The 20,646-nt window shown below is 54.2% G+C and carries 18 protein-coding genes and 1 pseudogene; 12 read left to right on the forward strand and 7 right to left on the reverse strand.

What is annotated here, in order from left to right; all coding sequences use genetic code 11:
- Positions 1-39 precede the first annotated feature (39 nt).
- The gene (gene prpE / locus RYZ59_RS03540; protein WP_318044986.1) at positions 40-1,926 is read left to right on the forward strand and encodes a propionate--CoA ligase; all 1,887 of its coding nucleotides are present in this window, start codon (positions 40-42) and stop codon (positions 1,924-1,926) included.
- An 87-nt stretch (positions 1,927-2,013) separates the two neighbouring features.
- Here the strand turns inward: prpE and RYZ59_RS03545 are convergent, their stop codons facing one another.
- Positions 2,014-5,091 carry a beta-galactosidase gene (locus RYZ59_RS03545; protein ID WP_318044984.1) on the reverse strand — a complete coding sequence of 1,026 codons (3,078 nt, stop codon included), beginning with the start codon at positions 5,089-5,091 and terminating at the stop codon, positions 2,014-2,016.
- 106 nt (positions 5,092-5,197) lie between these two features.
- Entirely contained in the window at positions 5,198-6,292 is a 1,095-nt protein-coding gene (locus RYZ59_RS03550; protein WP_318045215.1) for a LacI family DNA-binding transcriptional regulator, read from the reverse strand.
- A gap of 125 nt (positions 6,293-6,417) precedes the next feature.
- On the opposite strand from RYZ59_RS03550, the gene RYZ59_RS03555 reads away from it, so the two are divergent.
- Positions 6,418-7,068 (forward strand): class I SAM-dependent methyltransferase, encoded by a 651-nt coding sequence (locus tag RYZ59_RS03555; RefSeq protein WP_318044982.1) that lies wholly within the window; start codon positions 6,418-6,420, stop codon positions 7,066-7,068.
- On the opposite strand, the gene RYZ59_RS03560 is transcribed toward RYZ59_RS03555, so the two are convergent.
- On the reverse strand, positions 7,065-8,015 hold the full coding sequence (locus RYZ59_RS03560; RefSeq protein WP_318044980.1) for a GlxA family transcriptional regulator: 951 nt from the start codon (positions 8,013-8,015) through the stop codon (positions 7,065-7,067). The two genes, RYZ59_RS03555 and RYZ59_RS03560, sit on opposite strands and share 4 nt — an antisense overlap.
- 18 nt (positions 8,016-8,033) lie before the next feature.
- The gene (locus RYZ59_RS03565; protein WP_318044978.1) at positions 8,034-8,810 is read right to left on the reverse strand and encodes an MBL fold metallo-hydrolase; all 777 of its coding nucleotides are present in this window, start codon (positions 8,808-8,810) and stop codon (positions 8,034-8,036) included.
- A gap of 485 nt (positions 8,811-9,295) precedes the next feature.
- Here RYZ59_RS03565 and RYZ59_RS03570 point away from each other — a divergent pair, with 485 nt between their 5' ends.
- From RYZ59_RS03570 to RYZ59_RS03585, 4 genes are all read left to right on the forward strand, one after another.
- Positions 9,296-9,541, forward strand: coding sequence for a YmjA family protein (locus RYZ59_RS03570; protein ID WP_121584263.1), 246 nt, complete (start codon positions 9,296-9,298; stop codon positions 9,539-9,541).
- A gap of 86 nt (positions 9,542-9,627) precedes the next feature.
- Positions 9,628-10,104 carry a cold-shock protein gene (locus RYZ59_RS03575; RefSeq protein ID WP_048212495.1) on the forward strand — a complete coding sequence of 159 codons (477 nt, stop codon included), beginning with the start codon at positions 9,628-9,630 and terminating at the stop codon, positions 10,102-10,104.
- A 434-nt stretch (positions 10,105-10,538) separates the two neighbouring features.
- Positions 10,539-11,255 (forward strand): YebC/PmpR family DNA-binding transcriptional regulator, encoded by a 717-nt coding sequence (locus RYZ59_RS03580; RefSeq protein ID WP_137384691.1) that lies wholly within the window; start codon positions 10,539-10,541, stop codon positions 11,253-11,255.
- Positions 11,256-11,490: 235 nt separating this feature from the next.
- A complete protein-coding gene (locus RYZ59_RS03585; RefSeq protein ID WP_318045214.1) occupies positions 11,491-11,943 on the forward strand; it encodes an acyltransferase in 453 nt (150 codons plus the stop codon).
- A gap of 124 nt (positions 11,944-12,067) precedes the next feature.
- Here RYZ59_RS03585 and catA read toward each other — a convergent pair.
- The 3 genes and pseudogenes from catA to RYZ59_RS03600 all read right to left on the reverse strand — a co-directional run bounded on the left by catA (position 12,068) and on the right by RYZ59_RS03600 (position 14,153).
- Positions 12,068-12,745, reverse strand: a pseudogene (catA, locus tag RYZ59_RS03590) (type A chloramphenicol O-acetyltransferase).
- Between the two features lie 148 nt (positions 12,746-12,893).
- Positions 12,894-13,205, reverse strand: a complete 312-nt coding sequence (locus RYZ59_RS03595) for a putative quinol monooxygenase (protein WP_202039355.1) — start codon at positions 13,203-13,205, stop codon at positions 12,894-12,896.
- A 135-nt stretch (positions 13,206-13,340) separates the two neighbouring features.
- The gene (locus RYZ59_RS03600) at positions 13,341-14,153 is read right to left on the reverse strand and encodes a DNA-binding transcriptional regulator (protein ID WP_318044970.1); all 813 of its coding nucleotides are present in this window, start codon (positions 14,151-14,153) and stop codon (positions 13,341-13,343) included.
- Between the two features lie 191 nt (positions 14,154-14,344).
- Between RYZ59_RS03600 and RYZ59_RS03605 the strand changes: the two genes are divergently transcribed.
- The 6 genes from RYZ59_RS03605 to mhpE are packed head-to-tail and all read left to right on the forward strand — an operon-like array spanning position 14,345 to position 20,626.
- The gene (locus tag RYZ59_RS03605) at positions 14,345-16,009 is read left to right on the forward strand and encodes a bifunctional 3-(3-hydroxy-phenyl)propionate/3-hydroxycinnamic acid hydroxylase (RefSeq protein ID WP_318044968.1); all 1,665 of its coding nucleotides are present in this window, start codon (positions 14,345-14,347) and stop codon (positions 16,007-16,009) included.
- Between the two features lies 1 nt (position 16,010).
- Positions 16,011-16,955, forward strand: a complete 945-nt coding sequence (gene mhpB / locus RYZ59_RS03610; protein WP_318044965.1) for a 2,3-dihydroxyphenylpropionate/2,3-dihydroxicinnamic acid 1,2-dioxygenase — start codon at positions 16,011-16,013, stop codon at positions 16,953-16,955.
- Positions 16,956-16,983: 28 nt separating this feature from the next.
- Complete coding sequence (gene mhpC / locus RYZ59_RS03615; protein WP_271449954.1) at positions 16,984-17,850, forward strand: 2-hydroxy-6-oxonona-2,4-dienedioate hydrolase; 867 nt, start codon at positions 16,984-16,986, stop codon at positions 17,848-17,850.
- A gap of 9 nt (positions 17,851-17,859) precedes the next feature.
- Positions 17,860-18,669: a 2-keto-4-pentenoate hydratase gene (mhpD, locus tag RYZ59_RS03620; protein ID WP_318044963.1), complete on the forward strand. Its 810-nt coding sequence runs from the start codon at positions 17,860-17,862 to the stop codon at positions 18,667-18,669.
- Complete coding sequence (mhpF, locus tag RYZ59_RS03625; RefSeq protein WP_137384683.1) at positions 18,666-19,616, forward strand: acetaldehyde dehydrogenase; 951 nt, start codon at positions 18,666-18,668, stop codon at positions 19,614-19,616. Before mhpD ends, mhpF begins: the two co-directional genes overlap by 4 nt.
- Positions 19,613-20,626, forward strand: a complete 1,014-nt coding sequence (gene mhpE / locus RYZ59_RS03630; protein ID WP_271455981.1) for a 4-hydroxy-2-oxovalerate aldolase — start codon at positions 19,613-19,615, stop codon at positions 20,624-20,626. The genes mhpF and mhpE overlap by 4 nt, the downstream gene beginning before the upstream one ends.
- Positions 20,627-20,646 lie beyond the last annotated feature (20 nt).

Consider the following 20,646-nt stretch of genomic DNA (forward strand, 5'->3'; position numbering starts at 1 on the left):
CCTGCGTGCGGCAAGGCGTAAGTTCAACAGGAGAGCATTATGTCTTATAGCGATTTTTATCAACGTTCGATTACGCAGCCGGAGTCGTTCTGGGCCGAGCAGGCCCAGCGTATTGACTGGCAGCAGCCGTTTGCTCAGGTACTGGATCATCGTCATCCACCGTTTGCTCGCTGGTTTTGTGGCGGGACGACGAATCTGTGCCATAACGCCATCGACCGCTGGCTGGAGAAACAGCCTGACGCGCTGGCGCTGATCGCGGTTTCATCGGAAACCGAAGAAGAGCGCACATTTACCTTTCGTCAGTTGTATGACGAGGTAAACGTCGCGGCGGCGATGTTGTTGTCGCTGGGCGTACAGCGCGGCGACAGGGTGCTGGTCTATATGCCGATGATCGCCGAGGCGCACATTACGCTGCTGGCCTGTGCGCGGATTGGGGCGATCCATTCCGTGGTATTTGGCGGATTTGCCTCGCATAGCGTGGCGGCGCGCATTGACGATGCCCAGCCAAAGGTCATCGTATCGGCGGATGCCGGGGCGCGCGGCGGCAAGATCCTGCCGTATAAAAAGCTGCTCGATGATGCGATTGCGCAGGCTCAGCATCAACCGCGCCATGTGGTACTGGTTGATCGTGGCCTGGCGAAAATGGCGTGGGCTGAAGGACGCGACCTCGACTTTGCCGCGCTGCGCCAACAGCATCTCGGCGCACGCGTGCCGGTGGTCTGGCTGGAATCGAATGAAACCTCCTGCATTCTCTATACGTCCGGTACAACCGGTAAACCCAAGGGCGTGCAGCGTGATGTGGGCGGTTATGCGGTAGCGCTGGCCACCTCGATGGACACCATTTTTGGTGGCAAAGCGGGCGGAGTTTTCTTCTGCGCGTCGGATATCGGCTGGGTGGTGGGACACTCGTACATCGTCTATGCCCCGTTGCTGGCGGGGATGGCGACAGTGGTATACGAAGGGTTGCCAACCTGGCCGGACTGCGGCGTGTGGTGGAAAATCGTTGAAAAGTATCAGGTCAGCCGGATGTTCTCGGCACCGACCGCCATCCGTGTGCTGAAGAAATTTCCGACCGCGCAGATCCGTAATCACGATCTCTCCTCGCTGGAAGTGCTGTATCTGGCCGGCGAGCCGCTGGATGAACCGACGGCAAGCTGGGTAACCCAAACGCTGGGTGTTCCGGTTATCGACAACTACTGGCAGACCGAATCTGGCTGGCCGATTATGGCGATTGCCCGCGGGCTGGACGACCGACCGTCGCGCCTGGGCAGTCCTGGCGTGCCGATGTACGGCTACAACGTGCAACTGCTCAATGAAGTGACTGGCGAACCTTGTGCTGCAAATGAGAAGGGGATGCTGGTGATTGAAGGGCCGCTGCCGCCGGGTTGTATTCAGACCATCTGGGGCGATGACGAACGCTTTGTGAATACCTACTGGTCGCTGTTCTCCCGCCAGGTATACGCCACCTTTGACTGGGGCATTCGTGACGACGACGGGTACTACTTCATTCTGGGACGTACGGATGACGTGATCAACGTCGCCGGACACCGGCTGGGCACGCGTGAGATAGAAGAGAGTATCTCCAGCTATCCGAACGTTGCTGAGGTAGCGGTAGTGGGGGTGAAAGATGCGCTAAAAGGGCAGGTGGCCGTCGCGTTTGTCATTCCAAAGCAGAGTGACAGTCTGGAAGACCGCGACATTGCGCATTCTGAAGAGAAGGCGATCATGGCGCTGGTGGACAGCCAGATTGGTAACTTTGGCCGCCCGGCACATGTCTGGTTTGTGTCACAACTGCCGAAAACACGCTCCGGAAAAATGCTCAGGCGTACGATCCAGGCGATCTGCGAAGGCCGCGATCCTGGCGATCTGACCACCATTGACGATCCGACATCGTTACAGCAAATCCGCCAGGCGATCGAGGAGTAAGGCGTTGCCGGATGGCGGCTTCGCCTTATCCGGCCTACGAAACCGCGCACCGTAGGCCGGATAAGCACCGCGCCATCCGGCGCAGAGTTAGCGCCAACTCAGCTGATAATGATATCGCCCTGCGCTCAACTGAAATTCCGGCGACACTGAAGGGCTCCACGAATCATCCCCGCCGACGCCCATATGGAAACCGTCAATGTTGAGCCATGTTCCGGCTTCAGGTTGCAGCAGATGACGATGGCTGGTTTCCATCAGTTGCTTCTGGCTGTAACGGCTGATGTTGAACTGGAAATCACCACGCCACAGATGCTCCCCGTAGCGTAATTCGCGTGTCCCGCAGCGCAGGCCGTTTTCACTCGGGAAGACGTACGGCGTATACATCTCACCCAGCGTCAGATCCCAACGATCAAAACAGGCAGCGCTCAGGCGATCCGGGTAGTTCTCGTGCGGCCCAAGGCCTAACCAGTTCACCCGCTCAGCCACCTGTGCCAGCTGGCAGCTCAGGCCGATACGCGCCGGGTGCGGCGTACCGCTGGCTACATCGACATCCACGGTAATCTGCATCTCGCCGTGGCCGTCGAGATGATACGACTTACGGCTGACAAACAGCGTTTCGCCCTGATACTGCCAGGCATGCGCGGTGGTGATAAGGATGCTGTTCGACAGCGCTTCGGCCTCGCATTGCAATAGTTGTGGCTCAGCATGGTAATGGCCCGCGGCCTTCCAGCGTTCGACCCAGGCATTAGGATCGATACGCGTGACTTCGCTGATGCCGATGTCGTTATCCAGCGGTGCGCGGGTAAACTGATCGATTAACGGTGCTAACAGCTGTGCTTCTTCGGCCAGCCAGTATTGCGTCAGTAAACCTGTCCGGCGGCAGAATTCCCAGCGTTTATCGCTGACGATTACTGTAAACGTGTCATCGCGGGTCGTCAGCTGTGGCGCTGTGCTGGCGCGAGGTTTAAGCGCCAGACTGAGCTTTTCTTCCAGCTTCCACTGCTGCCAGGCGCTGATATGCCCGGCGTCTGACCACGCAGTCGCCTCGGGTTGTTCCACGCGAACCGTCAGCCACAGCTGGCCTGCGGTTTCCGGCATCGGGATGGCTGGCAGGGTGATCAGCTGGCGGCCCTGTGGGGCGATATTCAGAGCGATTTCTCCGGCGGCCAGTGGATTGCCGTCCTGGGCGATGGACCAGTGCAGGATTTCGTTATCGCTGCGGCGGAACAGGTATTCGCTGCGCACTTCAATCTGGCGTTGGGGGCCAGGCAATAGCGTAAACTGGAAAAACTGCTGCGCGTGTTTGGCCTCATACAGCGACGGATGCGGCGTGCGGTCGGCAAATACCAGCCCGTCCATGCAGAACTGGCGGTCGTTCGGTGTGTCACCAAAATCCCCGCCGTAGGCTGACCACGGATTACCGTTGTCGTCATATTTAATGAGCGACTGATCGACCCAGTCCCAGACGAATCCTCCTTGCAGACGCGGATACTGGCGGAATGCCTGCCAGTATTTGGCGTAGCCGCCGAGGCTGTTACCCATCGCGTGAGCATATTCGCAGAGGATCAGCGGGCGCTGCTCGCCGGGCATCGACAGCCATTTTTTGATTGACCATTTGGGTACCGCCGGGAAGGGCTGATCCTGGTCTACGCGGGCGTACATCGGGCAAATAATGTCGGTGGCTACGGTATCCGCGCCGCCGCCTTCGTACTGCACCGGGCGAGAGGGATCTTCCGATTTCAGCCAACGATACAGCGCGTCGTGGTTCGCGCCGTGACCGGACTCATTGCCCAATGACCAGATGATGATACTTGGATGATTGCGGTCACGCTGTACCATGCGCGTGACGCGCTGGCTCATGGCAGGAAGCCATGTTGGGTCGTCGCTCAGGCGATTCATGGGCACCATACCGTGGGTTTCGATATTGGCTTCATCCACCACATACAGGCCGTAGCGGTCGCACAGGGTGTACCATAGCGGGTGATTTGGGTAATGCGAGCAACGCACGGCGTTAAAGTTGTTCTGTTTCATCAGGATGATGTCCTGCACCATCGTCGCTTCGTCCATCACCTGACCGTTTTGCGGGTGATGTTCGTGGCGGTTAGCACCACGAATCAGCAGCGGTTGACCGTTAAGCAATAGCAGGCCGTTTTCGATGCGGACCTCGCGGAAGCCGACGTCACAGGCCTCGGCTTCAATCAGCGTACCGTCAGCAGTATGAAGCTGCACCACGGCGCGGTACAGATGAGGCGTTTCGGCACTCCACAACGCCGGGTGTTGAACGTTGAGACGCAGCGTAGTGCGATCGTGATAAGCGCCGCGTTCATCAACAATCTCGCTGCCGGGCGGTGAGGTGAGCTCGCCAACCAACGTTTCGCCGTTCCACAATTGCAGGGTCACGCGTACATCTTCACGCTCGTCGCCTGCTATCCGGACTTCTGCTTCCAGCACCGCACGGCTGAAATCATCATTAAAGCGGGTGTTGATGCGTAGGTCACGGATCTGCGTTGCGGGTTTATGCAGCAAAGAAACGTCGCGAAAGATGCCGCTCATGCGCCACATGTCCTGATCTTCCAGATAGCTGCCATCGCTCCAGCGCAGCACCATGACGGCCAGGCGGTTTTCGCCGCGCAGCAGATAATCGCGAAGATCAAATTCAGACGGCAGGCGGCTGTCCTGACCGTAGCCGACCCAGCGACCGTTGCACCACAGATGAAACGCAGAGTTCACGCCGTCAAAAATAATGCGCGTCTGACCCTCATCTAACCATGCGTCTTCGATATGAAATGTGAGCGAGTAACAACCAGTAGGGTTCTGCGTCGGAACAGAGGGTGGATTGACCGGGAATGGATAGGTGATATTGGAGTAGATTGGCGCATCATAACCGCTCATCTGCCAATTAGACGGCACGCAGAGGGTATCGGCCTGCGGTAAATCATGCTCAGGCCAGCTTTCTGGCACGGCCTCTGGTGCGGCAAACCAGGCGAACTGCCACTCGCCGTTTAACGAAATCCGTTGGGATGAAGGCCGGTTGTTACGGACATCATCCACGCAGCGCCAGCTACAAAACGGGGGATGTGCCTCCAGACGGTTTATCTGCGTGACGCCGGGATTTTCCCAGTCACGGCGCGCCAGTACGGCGGCGAGTGAGTCCGAGCTCAGAGTCATAGCGGTATCTCATGTTTGTTATTCGCTCACAATTTAATAAACATAAGGCGTGCGCTGAGACGCTGTAAAGCCGGGCGGGGTTAATGGGTGAACTGACTCACAGTAATTAGCGTTCGCCGGATGGCAGCAGAGAGACCTGACGCGCCAGTTGCATCAACGACTCCGCCAGCATCTGTGGCGTGGCGGTTTGTGTGTCAGGCGGCAGTACGGTTTTCCGTTCGACCAGCGTGACCGGCAGCAGCAGATTGCCGGGGGTGGACATGCCCTGCGTAAGCTGCAACAGCCTGTCGACGCTGGTCTGTCCGAGCGTGGGGAAATCCTGCCTGATGGTGGTCAGCGGCGGGATGTAGCAGGCGCTGTCTTCGGTGTCGTCGTAGCCGATCACGGAGATGTCCGCTGCAACTCGCAGGCCAGACTCGCTGATTGCCCGCATTGCGCCCAGCGCCATTTGATCGTTGGCGACCAGCATGGCAGTTGGAATGATACCGTCGTTAAGCATATGCATGGTTTGATGAAAGCCGGACAGGGCGCTCCAGTCACCTTCACGTTCCGCAATGGGACGTAGCTGATAGTGAGCCAGATATTTATGCCACCCGCGATGCCTTAACCTGGCGGAGACCGATGAGTGCGGCCCGGCCAGCAGGGCAATGCGCTGATGTCCGTGTTGAATCAGATGTTCAACGCCGAGTCGCGCGCCGTCATCATGGGAGAAAACGACGCTATTAATCGGCGCCTGCTCAGAGACATCAAGAAACAATACGGGCACCGTACCGCAGCTGGCGGCGACCATCATGGCGTCTTCTTCATCCAGCGGATAGTTGATGATAAGCCCGGTTACGCGTTGAGAAAGCAGGTTGTGTACCGCGGCTTTACACGCCTCAACGCCACTACGCTCGACCATGGCGATCACCACGCTGGCGCCGGACTGGTCGGCGCGGCTTTTTATGGCGGCCACAATTTGCGAGGGGGCATGCAGAGCAAGATTCGATGTGGCGACACCAATTAACGGCGTCTGTTTGCCTGCCAGCTGCTGCGCGACGCGGTTAGGAATGTAATTGAGCTCCGCCATCGCGGCCTCAACTTTTTGCCGGGTTTTTGTGGAAACGTGGCTGGCCTGATTTACGACGCGTGAGACGGTCTGGTAAGAGACGCCTGCATGGTCTGCGACATCGTATAGCGTTACCGGTTTCACATTGTTCACCCTGATCATGACGTTATCCACGCGCTATCATGCCACAGCGCAGACTATTTTTGGCTATTTGTGGTCGGGTTCTGCGAGTTGCATTCCAGGGACATGAATTGGGCGTTGGCAGGTCAACAGCCTTTATGCTTAACATAATGATAGAACAGCAGAAAAGTGAGTACATCGTGAGCGATGCTGCGGCAAACAACATTCTTTCTATCTATCGGCGTCATGCGGAGGCTTTTGCCCGCCAGCGTTCGTGCGCGCTGTTTGAAAAAAACTGGCTGGATAAGTTCATCGCAGTGATGGGCGGGCAGGGCCATATTGTGGATATTGGCTGCGGAAACGGCCAGCCGATTGCCGGTTATTTTATCCAGCAAGGTTTGCAGCTAACGGGGATTGACGGCTCGGCGGCGATGCTGGCGCGTGCCCGGCTCGCCTTTCCCGGGCAGCGCTGGCTGGAGCAGGATATGCGCGAGCTAACGCTTGATGAAACCTTTGACGGTCTGATCGCCTGGGACAGCTTTTTCCATTTAACCCAGTTGGACCAGCAAAAGATGTTCCCCATTTTTGACCGCCTCAGCCATCCCGGCAGCGCGCTGATGTTTACCAGCGGTACGGACAACGGCATCGCCATGGGACAATTTGAGGGCGAGCCGCTGTTTCACGCCAGCCTCGCGCCTGATGAGTACCACGCATTGTTGTCGGCGCACGGCTTTACGGTGATAGAGAGGGTGATGGAAGATCCGCTCTGTACCGGGCACACCATCTGGCTGGCGCAAAAAAGAGGTTAGTCGCCGCGAAAGGTTTTACGCCATTCAGCCGGACTGACGCCGAAGCGGGATTTAAAATGCTGCCGCCAGGTGACGGGAGAGAGAAAACCCACCTGTTCGGCAATGCGTTCAACGGGTAACTGACTGGACTCCAGCAGGATCTGGCTGCGGCGCAGGCGCTCGGTAATCAGCCATTCCGCCACGCTTGACCCGGTGGCCTTCATAAAATGACGGGTCAGCGTGCGACGACTCATCATCACCCGCTGCGCCAGAACGTCGAGATTATGCGGCTCGTGGAGATGCTGGCGCAAATAGTCGAGCAGGGCGTTGATACGTTGATCCTGGGTATTTTTCGCGACCGGCTGTTCGATAAATTGGGCCTGACCGCCCTCACGATGCGGTGGCACAATCATCCGGCGGGCAATCTGATTCGCCACCGTGCTGCCAAAACGCTGGCGGATCACGTACAAACAGCAATCCAGCGCGGCGGCGGTACCTGCTGAGGTAATAATGCCGTCGTCATCCACGTACAGTGCGTTGATATCCAGTCGGGCCGCCGGAAAGCGCGCCTGAAAATCCTGCTCGAACTCCCAGTGCGTAGCTGCCCGTCTACCATCCAGTAACCCCGCATAGCCGAGGACAAACGCGCCCAGGCACAGCCCGACAATTTGCGCGCCGTTTTGTCGCGCACGGTTGAGTGCATCAAGCAGGCTTTGCGGTGGACGATGCGCGGTGGTGCCCCACCAGGGGATCACCACGATGTCGGCAGTCTCTACCGCTTCATAGCCATGGGTTGCGGTAACGGAGAAACCATCCTGCGAGGAGATAATGCCCGGTTTTTCGCCGCACATCTGTACCTCAAAGCGCTTTTTCGCCGCCATTTTGTCACTGAAAATGATGCACGGCACCGAGAAGTGAAACGGGCTGAAATCTTCCACGGCAACAATGGCGACGGTAAGCGGCTGCATACGATTCCTTTGTAGAGATTAAAATGTCAGGGTTTCCCCATCTTCCGGCACGTGGACACATTGCGCAATCTGGTTGTCGCGGGCGTACTCTTTCAGGGCCGCGCGGGTCAACAGACAATGGTTAATCGCCTCCATATGGGGCGCCACAATTTGCGCTTCGGGTAAGGTGAAGTGGGTTTTCAGCACATCTTCCGCGCCCATGATAATTGGGCCAAACCCGATGACGTGGGCAAAACCCGCGTTCAGAACCACCACGCCTGGCTGGAAGGTATGCATGTTGGCTTCCACCTCGTCGCGCCAGACGGTGTCCCCAACCAGATACAATGTTTTTTCCGCCGGATGCATAAAGATAACGCCACAGGCATCACCCAGGCGCTCTGCCATTTGTGGAATGGCATAGGCGCGATCTGAGCCGTGCTGGCCGCCGGTTTTACGCAGAGTGATAGCACCGACCACGGTATTTTGCGTCAGCACGGTGAGTTGTGTGAAACCCTGTTCCCGCAGTACGTGTGCATCATGGTCATTTTGCACATAAATTGGTTTGTCTTTCGGCACGACACGAGCGGCAACCTCGTCCCAGTGATCTTCATGCAGATGGGTTACGATAATCGCATCGACATTCAGCAGGGTATCGATGTCGATGGGTAGGTCGACGGTTGGGTTGCGAATTTCGGCACGTGCGGTTCCGGCAAAACCCGGATATGCGCCTTTCGCTGCCAGCATAGGATCGACCAGAAAAGTCATTCCACCAAAGGTGATGTGCTGTGTGGCATTACGGATTTGCGTGATGTTCATGGTGTGCGCTCTACGTGTTGGGTCAGTGGTGTCATCGTAGAGTGTTGTCCAGAAGATGAATGTGGGCAAATGGGCGACTAACGGTGGGATTGGGCCAATTGCAACGCAATGATGTCGGTAGGAGATGGCGGGGCGTTTATCAGGCCTACGGGACGAATCTTTATTGGCTGTGTTTAATCACCGGGTTATCGTCTGCGTTATTTAATGCGTTGGAAAATGATTAAAGAGAGTTGATTTAAACTAAGTTTATGTTTCTTTTTTATAACACTCGTTAATCCTCCACTATTATACCGGACTGAATAAAAATACAGTCAATCAAGTATGGGCAGGTTTATTAAATGCGAAGTAGTTTCGGAAAATATAACGGATAAATGCAACGTATTACCGTGAATAAAACAGATCGCGAACCATGAAATAACAGTGCTATCATTCACCCCAGACGCGGCAGGCAACTGCTGGCACACGCATTTACCCCGGAGCACCTGATGAACCACGACATTCCGCTAAAATATTATGATATCGCCGATGAGTACGCGACCGAGGCCGCAAAGCCGGTGAGCGATGCCGAACGCGATGCGCTGGCGCACTACTTCCAGCAGTTGATCACCCGTTTGATGAACAACGAGGAGATCAGCGAAGACGCGCAGCAAGAGATGGCAACTGTGGCCGGCGTTGACGCACAGCGTATTGATGATATCGCGGAGTTCCTCAATCGCTGGGGTAACGAGTAGCCAAAGACGGGGTCTGTGTTTTACACTGCGCGCAAATTGAGTAGGTATACTCTACGAGTATTTGGTTTAATCAGGCGGAAACAGCAATGAACGGAACAATCACAACGTGGTTTAAAGATAAAGGCTTTGGATTTATCAAAGATGAAAACGGCGACAACCGCTATTTTCATGTGATTAAGGTTGCTAATCCTGAGCTGATCAAGAAAGACGCGGCGGTGACTTTTGAACCCACCACCAACAACAAAGGCCTGTCTGCCTATGCGGTGAAAGTCATTCCCGACAGCAAGTACATCTATATCGCGGGCGAGCGCCTGAAGCTCACGGCGATCAAGTCTTACCTGGTGTACAGCGAAGAAGTGCCGGTAGAAACCCGTATCGACAAAGAAAACGCGGTGCTGTCTGTCGGCGTGCTGATGAACAGCATCCGACCGAAATCAGACGTGAAGCCAGGCGAAATGCGCACGCTGAAAAAGCTGGCGATCACAACCTTCCAGGGCACGACGCTGATCTTCTCGGAAGATGAAATCGACATCGACGAGACGGTGAAACTGCTGAAAGTCTGACGTCACTTCAGAGTGAATGAATGCCGAAACGCTGCTCTTTTCAAAAGCAGGGTTTCGGTTTTTTTTTTGCATTCAGTCAGACCGGGTAGGTATGTGGGCGCATAAGCTGTTTTGTGTCAGAAGCAAATGTGAACGTTTTATATAAAAAGTGAACGCGGGACTTTGCCAGGGGTATTACTTTTGATTCTCTTGTCTTATCTATTATTGCTGCGGTTCCAGTGTTAAGAATAAAAAAAGAAGAATCAGAAGACTGATTTGTTGTAACTTATCCATAATGTTAATTATTAATGAAATTAAAGTAACACTCCGTAAAATTTGGATGTTTTTATTTCTCATAGACGAGAATTTACATATGATGATATAATATGGCGGGAAAAACAGGCAGCTTATTAAGCTGCCTGTCATGTAAATAAATTTTCGAGGAGACTATTCCAGTGGGACGTAAATGGGCCAATATTGTTGGTAAAAAAACGGCTAAAGACGGTGCAACGTCTAAAATATATTCCAAATTCGGTGTGGAAATCTATGCTGCGGCTAAACAAGGTGAACCAGACCCAGAATTAAACACAGCTTTAAAATTCGTTATTGAACGTGCGAAACAAGCCCAGGTTCCAAAGCACGTTATTGATAAAGCTATTGATAAAGCCAAAGGTGGCGGCGACGAAACGTTCATGCAAGGGCGTTATGAAGGCTTTGGTCCAAGTGGTTCCATGATTATCGCTGAAACCCTGACTTCAAACGTTAACCGCACGATTGCTAATATCCGCTCAATCTTCAATAAAAAAGGCGGGAATATCGGCGCGGCAGGTTCTGTCAGCTACATGTTTGACAATACTGGTGTGATCGTATTTAAAGGCACTGACCCTGACCATATCTTTGAAATTTTGCTTGAAGCTGAAGTTGATGTTCGTGATGTCACCGAAGAAGAAGGCAACATCATTATTTATACTGAATCTACAGACCTTCATAAAGGAATTGCAGCCCTCAAAGCCGCTGGAATTACTGAATTCTCAACCACAGAATTAGAAATGATAGCTCAATCAGAAATTGAACTTTCACCAGAAGATTTAGAAATCTTTGAAGGACTTGTTGATGCCCTTGAAGATGATGATGATGTTCAAAAAGTATATCATAACGTTGCAAATCTCTAATTATAAAATAAAGAAATCTGTCATTATGGCAGATTTTATAAATTGTAATTCTGTTATAATCAACATGTCTAATAAGATGTGTTGATTATAAAAACAGATAAAAGTACTATTGCTAAAAGAAACGTGTTAATTGAAATTCAAGACCTTAGCTATCTGAAAATAGATGGAAAAGGAGCGCCTGCAAATTCAGGTTTCAATACTGAGCCGTATTATCTTGAGTAAGGACAGTGCTGGTATGAATATTATTGAAAGTGGTATTCGTGACGTAAAACAAGGTAAAAATGTCAAAGTAGTCATGCCTGTAAATCTTTATGAATGCGAGCTGGGCCATGATGTGTTTGTCGGACCATTTGTTGAGATACAAAAGGGATGCGTCATAGGCGACAGAACTAAAGTGCAGTCCCATACTTTCATCTGTGAGAACGTTACCTTAGGCGAAGACTGCTTTATAGGGCATGGCGTGACCTTTGCTAACGATCTTTTCAAGAGCGGAAGTCCTGACGCTTCTGCACAAAGCTGGATTAATATTGTATTAGGCAATGCAGTAACGGTGGGTAGTGGAGCCACAATTTTAACAACGGAAATTTGCAGTGGTGCGGTCATTGGTGCCGGTAGTGTGGTGACAAAGCCCGTGCTGGTTAAAGGCGTGTATGCTGGCAATCCGGCCAGACTGTTGCGAAAGCTCTAAGTATTACTTTTGCCATCGCGAACCCCAATTTATGTTGTTCCCAGACCGTTCATGTCGATCCCTCTTGTTCGCAGACACGGCGACTATTCTTGCTGCTCAGGCATCTAAAGAAACGTCTGCTGCATCAGACGTTGCGTTCCTCTGAACGGTGCCGTAGGCCATGGCTCATTTCCTGTAGTTCATTGATTAGTCTTGCTAAATGGAAGCCATCGCACACGGAGTGATGTACCTGAACGGCGAGAGGTAACACTACTTTCCCATCCTGTTCATAGTATTTTCCAAGTGTGAACATGGGGGCAAAAAAGTTCTGCATGTTCGCAATGTTGATATTAAAACTGGTAAAACTTACCTAAGGAATAGCCGATACGAAAAATACATTTTCCGGAGACTCTCCTTTTGGCCAATAAGAGAGATTATGACAATAGCGTGCAACGTCTTCTGAATAAGTGTTTTGGAAGTGATGAATATTGCCATCGTAGCGGCTCCATAATGATGAAAAAGTCTCAGTTTCATTATGGAAAATGGTATAGCTGGGATGAACTTCATTCCATATGACAAGCTCATTGTTCTTTATGGCCATACGGAATTCAGTATGCTTGTTGACAACGTTAGCAAGGAGGGAAATCATCGTAGGGTAAAATTTCCAGCCAACTTCTTTTATATGTTTTAGTACCGCGGTAATGTCTAACAGAACAGTTTGGTTAATGGTACTTTGAGCAAAAGACTGAAATACCTCAAAATGCTCTTTCCTTGCCCAACGAGATAAGTCAACAGTCGTATATTCAGGAGTCGTCTTTTTCACTTTTTATCCTTTGATTTGCAATCAAATATCATATTTCAGCCTAAGTCTTTCCGTGGCTTAATCAAGCTGTATGTCCCGAAGCATGTTACCGGCGAACGCCTGTGCGAGAGTAGCGTATCCTTATACAGGAGGAACGATTAAAGCCTCTTCACAAGAGACTTTGCGCCCCTGGATTTACGACGTCATTCATCAATATGTAACGTGCTTCTTTGCGCGTGTATTGATCGATTAACGGCACAAGTCGTCTGAAGTGCTCACTCGCGCAATGTTCATCGAGCGCCGCGTGGTTTGGCCATTCTTCGATAAAAATAAAATGCCCGGGATCTTTTTCATCAATATAGAGGTCATAAGCAAGACAGAGCGGTTCTTTCTTCGTGGCGGATATGAGTTCACGATACAAAGGGAGAACGGTTTCAATATATTCAGGTTTTATAAAATCTTCAGCAATGACCTTTAACATGTCGCCTCCTGGCAGAAAATGAATGCACACTCTGCAATGAAGATATCATTTAAGCAAGATGGCACCGCGTGATATCGGCTGATGAATGAATTATTCCAGCTATCAATCAGATGATGCGTATAACTGTGATCCACCTCACCTCCCGGCAACCAAAATCTCCTGCGATTCGACGCCATCCTCTATCTGTTGCGCCACCTTTTGTAAGGCCGGAAGATGTTTTTCCGCAGCCTGTTCGATGGTCATCGCGCTGGCCATATACACCAGGTTCAGACAGCCGATCACCCGCTGTTCGCTGCGAATGGGGACGGCGATGGAGGCGATTTTTTCCTCCTGATCCCAGCCACGATAGTTCTGGCCAAAGCCGTCTTTCCGTGCGCGGCTCAGGATGGCATGGAGCTTCAGCGGCTCACGCGCCAACTGGAATTCCTCTCCGGGTCGCGAGGCCAGCATTTCGATCAGTTCCTGACGTTCATTCTCCGGGCAAAATGCCAGCCAGGTCAGACCGGAGGCGGTTTTTAATAGCGGTAAGCGACGTCCTACCATCGCGCGGTGAAACGATAAGCGGCTGAAGCGGTGGGTGGTTTCACGTACCACCATCGCGTCCACATCCAGCGTGGAAACGTCGGTCGGCCAGATGACCTCGCGCAGCAAATCCCCCAACAGCGGGGCGGCAAGCGCAGAAATCCACTGCTCGTCACGAAATCCCTCACTGAGCTGGCGGACTTTAATGGTTAAACGAAAGCTGTCATCGGAAAGGCTGCGCCGGACGTAACCCTCATCCTGCAACGTTTCCAGTAGCCGCCTGACCGTAGTGCGGTGCAGGCCGCTCAGCTCAGCCAGCAGGCCAACGCTGGCCCCACCGTCGAGTCGGTTTAACATATTTAATAACATTAATCCGCGCGTTAATCCGCGTACGGTTTTGTATTCGGTACCGTCATCACTTTTCATATTTATTGACAAATCTACAGGTAAAACAACGTGGTGCACTTGGTGCACATCCAGGCATGTTTTGATTGTAGCGCAAAAACTCACTCCTATACTGACCGCACAATAAAAAATTACTTACATCTTTTTAACAAAATGAATTGCGCCTCGCCAGGGTCTGCAATTGCGTTTTGTCCGAGTAGTGAGGTTCTGAAATGACAACGATAAACCCGGATATCCAGCCTGCTGTACAGCACACCGTGCAGGTGGCGATTGCTGGTGCCGGCCCGGTAGGGCTGATGATGGCCAACTACCTTGGCCAGATGGACATTGAGGTACTGGTGGTGGAGAAACTCGATAAACTGATCGACTATCCTCGTGCCATCGGCATTGACGATGAAGCGCTGCGCACCATGCAATCCGTTGGCCTGGTCGAAAACGTTCTGCCGCATACCACGCCGTGGCACGCGATGCGCTTTCTTACGCCGAAAGGCCGCTGCTTTGCCGATATCCAGCCGATGACCGATGAATTTGGCTGGTCGCGCCGCAACGCATTCATTCAGCCACAAGTGGACGCGGTGATGCTGGAAGGGCTGTCGCGTTTTCCCAATGTGCGCTGCCTGTTCTCCCGCGAACTGGAAGCCTTCAGCCAACAAAACGGCGAAGTGACGCTGAACCTGAAAACGCCAGACGGTCAGCGCGAAACAGTGAAGGCGCAGTGGCTGGTGGCCTGTGACGGCGGCGGCAGTAATGTCAGACGTTCGTTGAATGTGCCGTTTGAAGGCAAAACCGCTCCAAATCAATGGATTGTGGTGGATATCGCCAACGATCCGCTCAGCACGCCGCATGTCTATCTGTGCTGCGATCCGGTGCGTCCGTATGTCTCTGCCGCACTGCCGCATGCGGTGCGTCGCTTTGAATTTATGGTGATGCCGGGGGAAACCGAAGCGCAGCTTAGCGAGCCGCAGAATATGCGCCAGCTGTTGAGCAAAGTGCTGCCGAACCCGGATAACGTCGAACTGATCCGCCAACGCGTATATACCCATAACGCCCGTCTGGCCGAACGTTTTCGCATTGACCGCGTACTGCTGGCGGGCGACGCGGCGCACATTATGCCGGTCTGGCAGGGGCAGGGGTACAACAGCGGCATGCGCGATGCCTTCAACCTGGCGTGGAAACTGGCGTTGGTGATCGAGGGCAAAGCCGGTGATGCGCTGCTGGATACCTACCAGCAGGAACGCCGTGACCACGCCAAAGCGATGATTGATTTGTCCGTTACCGCAGGCAACGTGCTGGCTCCGCCGAAACGCTGGCACGGCGCGGTGCGCGACGGAGTCTCCTGGTTGTTGAACTACCTTCCGCCAGTCAAACGCTACTTCTTGGAAATGCGCTTTAAACCGATGCCGCAGTACCACGTCGGGGCGCTGGTACGTGAAGGCGAGGCGAAAACGTCACCGGTCGGCAAAATGTTTATCCAGCCGAAGGTGATGCTAGAAACGGGCGAGGTGACGCTGCTCGACAACGTTATCGGGGCGAATTTCGCGGTCATTGGCTGGGGCTGTAATCCGCTGTGGGGCATGAGCGAGGCACAGACCCAGCAGTGGCAGGCGCTGGGCACTCGGTTTATTCAGGTGGTGCCGGATACGCAGATTGCCACCGATCAGGATAACCATGACGGCGTTATCCGCATTGGTGATACGCAGAACCGTTTGCGTGCGTGGTTTGCTCAGCATAACGCCGCGCTGGTTGTGATGCGCCCGGATCGCTTTGTTGCTGCCGTTGCCATTCCGCAAACCCTGGGCAATACCCTGAATAAACTGGCGTCGGTGATGACGCTGACTCGCGTCAATGCCGATCTTCTTGTTGAAAAGGTAGCCTGATATGCACGCTTATCTTCACTGTCTTTCCCACTCACCGCTGGTGGGCTATGTCGACCCGGCGCAGGCTGTGCTCGATGAAGTCAACGGCGTGATCGCCAGCGCACGCGCACGCATTGCGGCGTTCGATCCTGAACTGGTGGTGTTGTTTGCCCCCGATCATTACAACGGTTTTTTCTACGACGTGATGCCACCGTTCTGTTTAGGCGTAGGTGCCACGGCGATTGGTGATTTCGGCAGCGCGGCGGGGGAACTGCCGGTGCCGACAGATCTCGCAGAAGCTTGCGCCCACGCGGTGATGAAAAGCGGTATCGATCTCGCCGTTTCCTACAACATGCAGGTCGATCACGGCTTCGCGCAGCCGCTGGAGTTTCTGCTCGGCGGCCTGGCTAAGGTGCCGGTGTTGCCGGTGTTTATTAATGGTGTCGCCACGCCGCTACCGGGCTTCCAGCGTACCCGCATGCTCGGCGAAGCGATTGGTCTTTTCGCCAGTTCGCTGAATAAGCGCGTGCTGTTTTTAGGCTCCGGCGGCCTGTCGCATCAGCCGCCGGTACCGGAGCTGGCAAAGGCTGACGCGCATATGCGTGACCGTCTGCTCGGCAGCGGCAAACAGCTACCCGAAAACGAGCGAGAACTGCGCCAGCAGCGGGTGATCAGCGCCGCCGAGAAGTTCGTGGTCGATCAAAACACGCTACACCCGCTTAATCCCGTCTGGGATAACCGCTTTATGACCCTGCTTGAGCAGGGGCGTTTGCAGGAGCTGGATACGGTCAGTAATGAAGAGTTGTCCGCGATGGCGGGTAAATCAACACACGAAGTTAAAACCTGGGTTGCCGCCTTCGCCGCCATTTCTGCCTTTGGCAACTGGCGCAGTGAAGGCCGTTATTACCGCCCGATCCCGGAGTGGATCGCCGGGTTTGGCTCCCTGAGTGCCACTACACAGAACTGAAACAGAACTGAATATGCAGGAGAACATGATGACTTACCAACCGCAAACCGAAGCCGCCACCAGCCGTTTTCTGGAGGTACAGGAAGCAGGTGAAACCCTGCGTGTGCATTTTAATGACTGTGGGCAGGGCGAAGAAACCGTCGTGCTGTTACATGGTTCGGGACCGGGCGCGACGGGCTGGGCGAACTTCAGCCGCAATATCGATCCGCTGGTGGAGGCGGGTTACCGGGTGATCCTGCTGGATTGTCCTGGCTGGGGAAAAAGCGATGGGATCGTTAACCGTGGGTCGCGATCCGATCTCAATGCCCGCATCCTGAAAAGTGTGGTTGATCAACTGGATATTCAGAAAATTCATCTGCTGGGTAACTCGATGGGGGGCCACAGCTCAGTGGCATTTACCCTGAGCTGGCCGGAACGCGTGGGCAAACTGGTGCTGATGGGCGGCGGGACGGGCGGCATGAGCCTGTTTACCCCGATGCCGACCGAAGGAATCAAGCGCCTGAATCAGCTGTATCGCGAACCGACCATCGAAAACCTGAAACTGATGATGGAAATCTTCGTTTTCGATACCAGTGATTTGACCGAAGCGCTGTTTGAGGCACGTCTGAACAACATGCTGTCGCGCCGCGACCACCTGGAAAATTTTGTTCAGAGTCTGGAAGCTAACCCGAAACAATTCCCGGATTTCGGTCCACGTCTGGCGGAAATCAAAGCTCAGACCCTGATCGTCTGGGGGCGCAACGACCGCTTTGTGCCGATGGATGCGGGCCTGCGTCTGCTTTCCGGCATTGCTGGCTCTGAGCTGCACATTTACCGCGATTGCGGGCACTGGGCGCAGTGGGAACATGCGGAAGCCTTTAATCAGTTGGTGCTGAACTTCCTCGCACGCCCTTAAGGAATGGATATGACGAATCTTAATCTTGAGCAGTTAGCCGCCGATTTACGTCAGGCGGCGGAAAAGGGCGAAGCGATAGGGCCATTGCGTGAACTGATTGGCATGGACAACGCCGAGGCGGCTTACGCTATTCAGCACATCAACGTGCAGTACGACGTGGCGCGTGGGCGTCGTGTGGTCGGACGTAAAGTGGGGCTGACGCATCCGAAAGTGCAGCAACAGCTAGGCGTCGATCAACCGGACTTCGGCACGCTGTTTGCCGACATGTGCTACGGCGATAACGAAACCATCCCGTTTTCCCGCGTGCTGCAACCGCGTATTGAAGCCGAAATTGCGCTGGTACTGAACCGCGATTTGCCTGATGCCGACACCACCTTTGATGAGCTGGTCAACGCCATTGAGTGGGTATTACCGGCGCTGGAAGTGGTCGGTAGCCGTATTCGCGACTGGTCAATTCAGTTTGTCGATACCGTGGCGGATAACGCCTCCTGCGGCGTGTATGTGGTCGGTGGTCCGGCGCAACGTCCGGCGGGATTAGATCTGAAAAACTGCGCGATGACAATGACGCGCAATAACGAAGAAGTCTCCAGCGGACGCGGCAGCGAATGTCTGGGGCATCCGATCAACGCCGCTGTCTGGCTGGCGCGCAAAATGGCCAGCCTCGGCGAGCCGTTGCGTGCCGGAGACATCATTCTCACCGGGGCGTTAGGTCCGATGGTGGCGGTGAATGCGGGCGATCGTTTTGAAGCCCATATCGACGGTATTGGTTCAGTTGCCGCCACCTTTTCTGCGGCGGTTACAAAAGGAAGTCAGTCATGAGTAAGCGTAAAGTCGCCATTATCGGCTCCGGCAACATCGGCACCGATTTGATGATTAAAATTCTGCGTCACGGCACGCATCTGGAGATGGCGGTGATGGTCGGTATCGATCCGGAGTCCGATGGTCTGGCACGCGCCCGGCGCATGGGCGTCGCCACCACGCACGAAGGGGTGATGGGGCTGATAGCGATGCCGGAGTTTGCCGATATTGACATCGTCTTTGATGCCACCAGCGCGGGGGCGCACGTGAAAAACGATGCCGCCTTACGGGCGGTGAAACCAGGCATTCGCCTGATCGATCTCACCCCCGCGGCCATTGGCCCATACTGCGTACCGGTGGTGAATCTGGAAGCCAACGTTGATCGGCAGAACGTCAATATGGTGACTTGCGGCGGGCAGGCGACGATCCCAATGGTGGCGGCGGTGTCTCGTGTGGCACGTGTCTATTACGCCGAGATTATTGCTTCAATTGCCAGTAAGTCGGCGGGGCCGGGCACCCGCGCCAATATTGATGAGTTTACTGAAACCACGTCGAAGGCGATTGAAGTGGTGGGTGGCGCGGAAAAAGGTAAAGCCATTATTGTGCTTAATCCTGCCGAGCCGCCGCTAATGATGCGCGATACGGTGTATGTGCTGAGTGAAGCGGCCTCGCAGGTGGAAATTGAGGCGTCGATTAATGAAATGGCGGCGGCGGTACAGGCGTATGTGCCGGGCTATCGTCTGAAGCAACGCGTGCAGTTTGACGTCATCCCGCAGGATAAACCAGTGAATCTGCCGGGTATCGGCCAGTTCTCCGGACTGAAAACCGCGGTCTATCTGGAAGTGGAAGGTGCGGCGCATTACCTGCCAGCCTACGCCGGCAACCTCGATATTATGACCTCCAGTGCGCTGGCGACCGCAGAGAAGATGGCGCAGTCACTCACTCGTCAGGCAGGAGAAGCAGCATGAACGGTAAGAAACTCTATATCTCTGACGTGACCCTGCGCGATGGCATGCACGCCATTCGTCACCAGTATTCACTGGATAACGTACGCCAGATTGCTAAAGCGCTGGACGACGCACGGGTTGATTCCATTGAAGTGGCGCACGGCGACGGTTTACAGGGCTCCAGCTTTAACTATGGCTTTGGTGCACACAGCGATCTGGAGTGGATTGAAGCGGCGGCGGAGGTGGTGAAACACGCCAAAATCGCCACGTTGTTACTGCCGGGTATCGGCACCATTCACGATCTGAAAAATGCGTATCAGGCCGGTGCGCGGGTCGTGCGCGTGGCGACCCACTGTACCGAAGCAGACGTGTCGGCCCAGCATATTCAGTATGCGCGCGAGCTGGGGATGGATACCGTCGGTTTTCTGATGATGAGCCACATGACCACGCCAGAGAACCTGGCGCAGCAGGCGAAGTTGATGGAAAACTACGGCGCGACCTGTATTTATGTGGTTGATTCCGGCGGCGCAATGAACATGAGCGATATTCGCGCCCGCTTCCGCGCACTGAAAGCCGTACTGAAGCCGGAGACGGAAACCGGAATGCACGCCCACCATAACCTGAGCCTCGGCGTGGCGAACTCCATTGCCGCGGTGGAAGAGGGCTGCGACCGTATCGATGCCAGTCTGGCGGGGATGGGCGCAGGCGCAGGTAATGCGCCGCTGGAGGTGTTTATCGCCGCAGCGGATAAGCTCGGCTGGCAGCACGGCACCGATCTGTATGCGTTGATGGACGCCGCCGACGATCTGGTGCGCCCACTGCAGGATCGCCCGGTGCGGGTGGATCGTGAAACACTGGCGCTGGGCTATGCCGGGGTGTACTCCAGCTTCCTGCGCCATTGCGAAGTGGCGGCAGCGCGTTACGGTCTGAGCGCGGTCGATATTTTGGTTGAACTGGGCAAACGCCGAATGGTCGGCGGCCAGGAAGATATGATCGTTGATGTGGCGCTGGACCTGCGCAACAGCAAGTAAAAATGATTACGCGGCTGGCA

Origin of the sequence: Citrobacter sp. HN-141, assembly GCF_033341895.1 — a bacterium.
In the GTDB taxonomy this organism is placed as follows: Bacteria; Pseudomonadota; Gammaproteobacteria; order Enterobacterales; family Enterobacteriaceae; genus Citrobacter.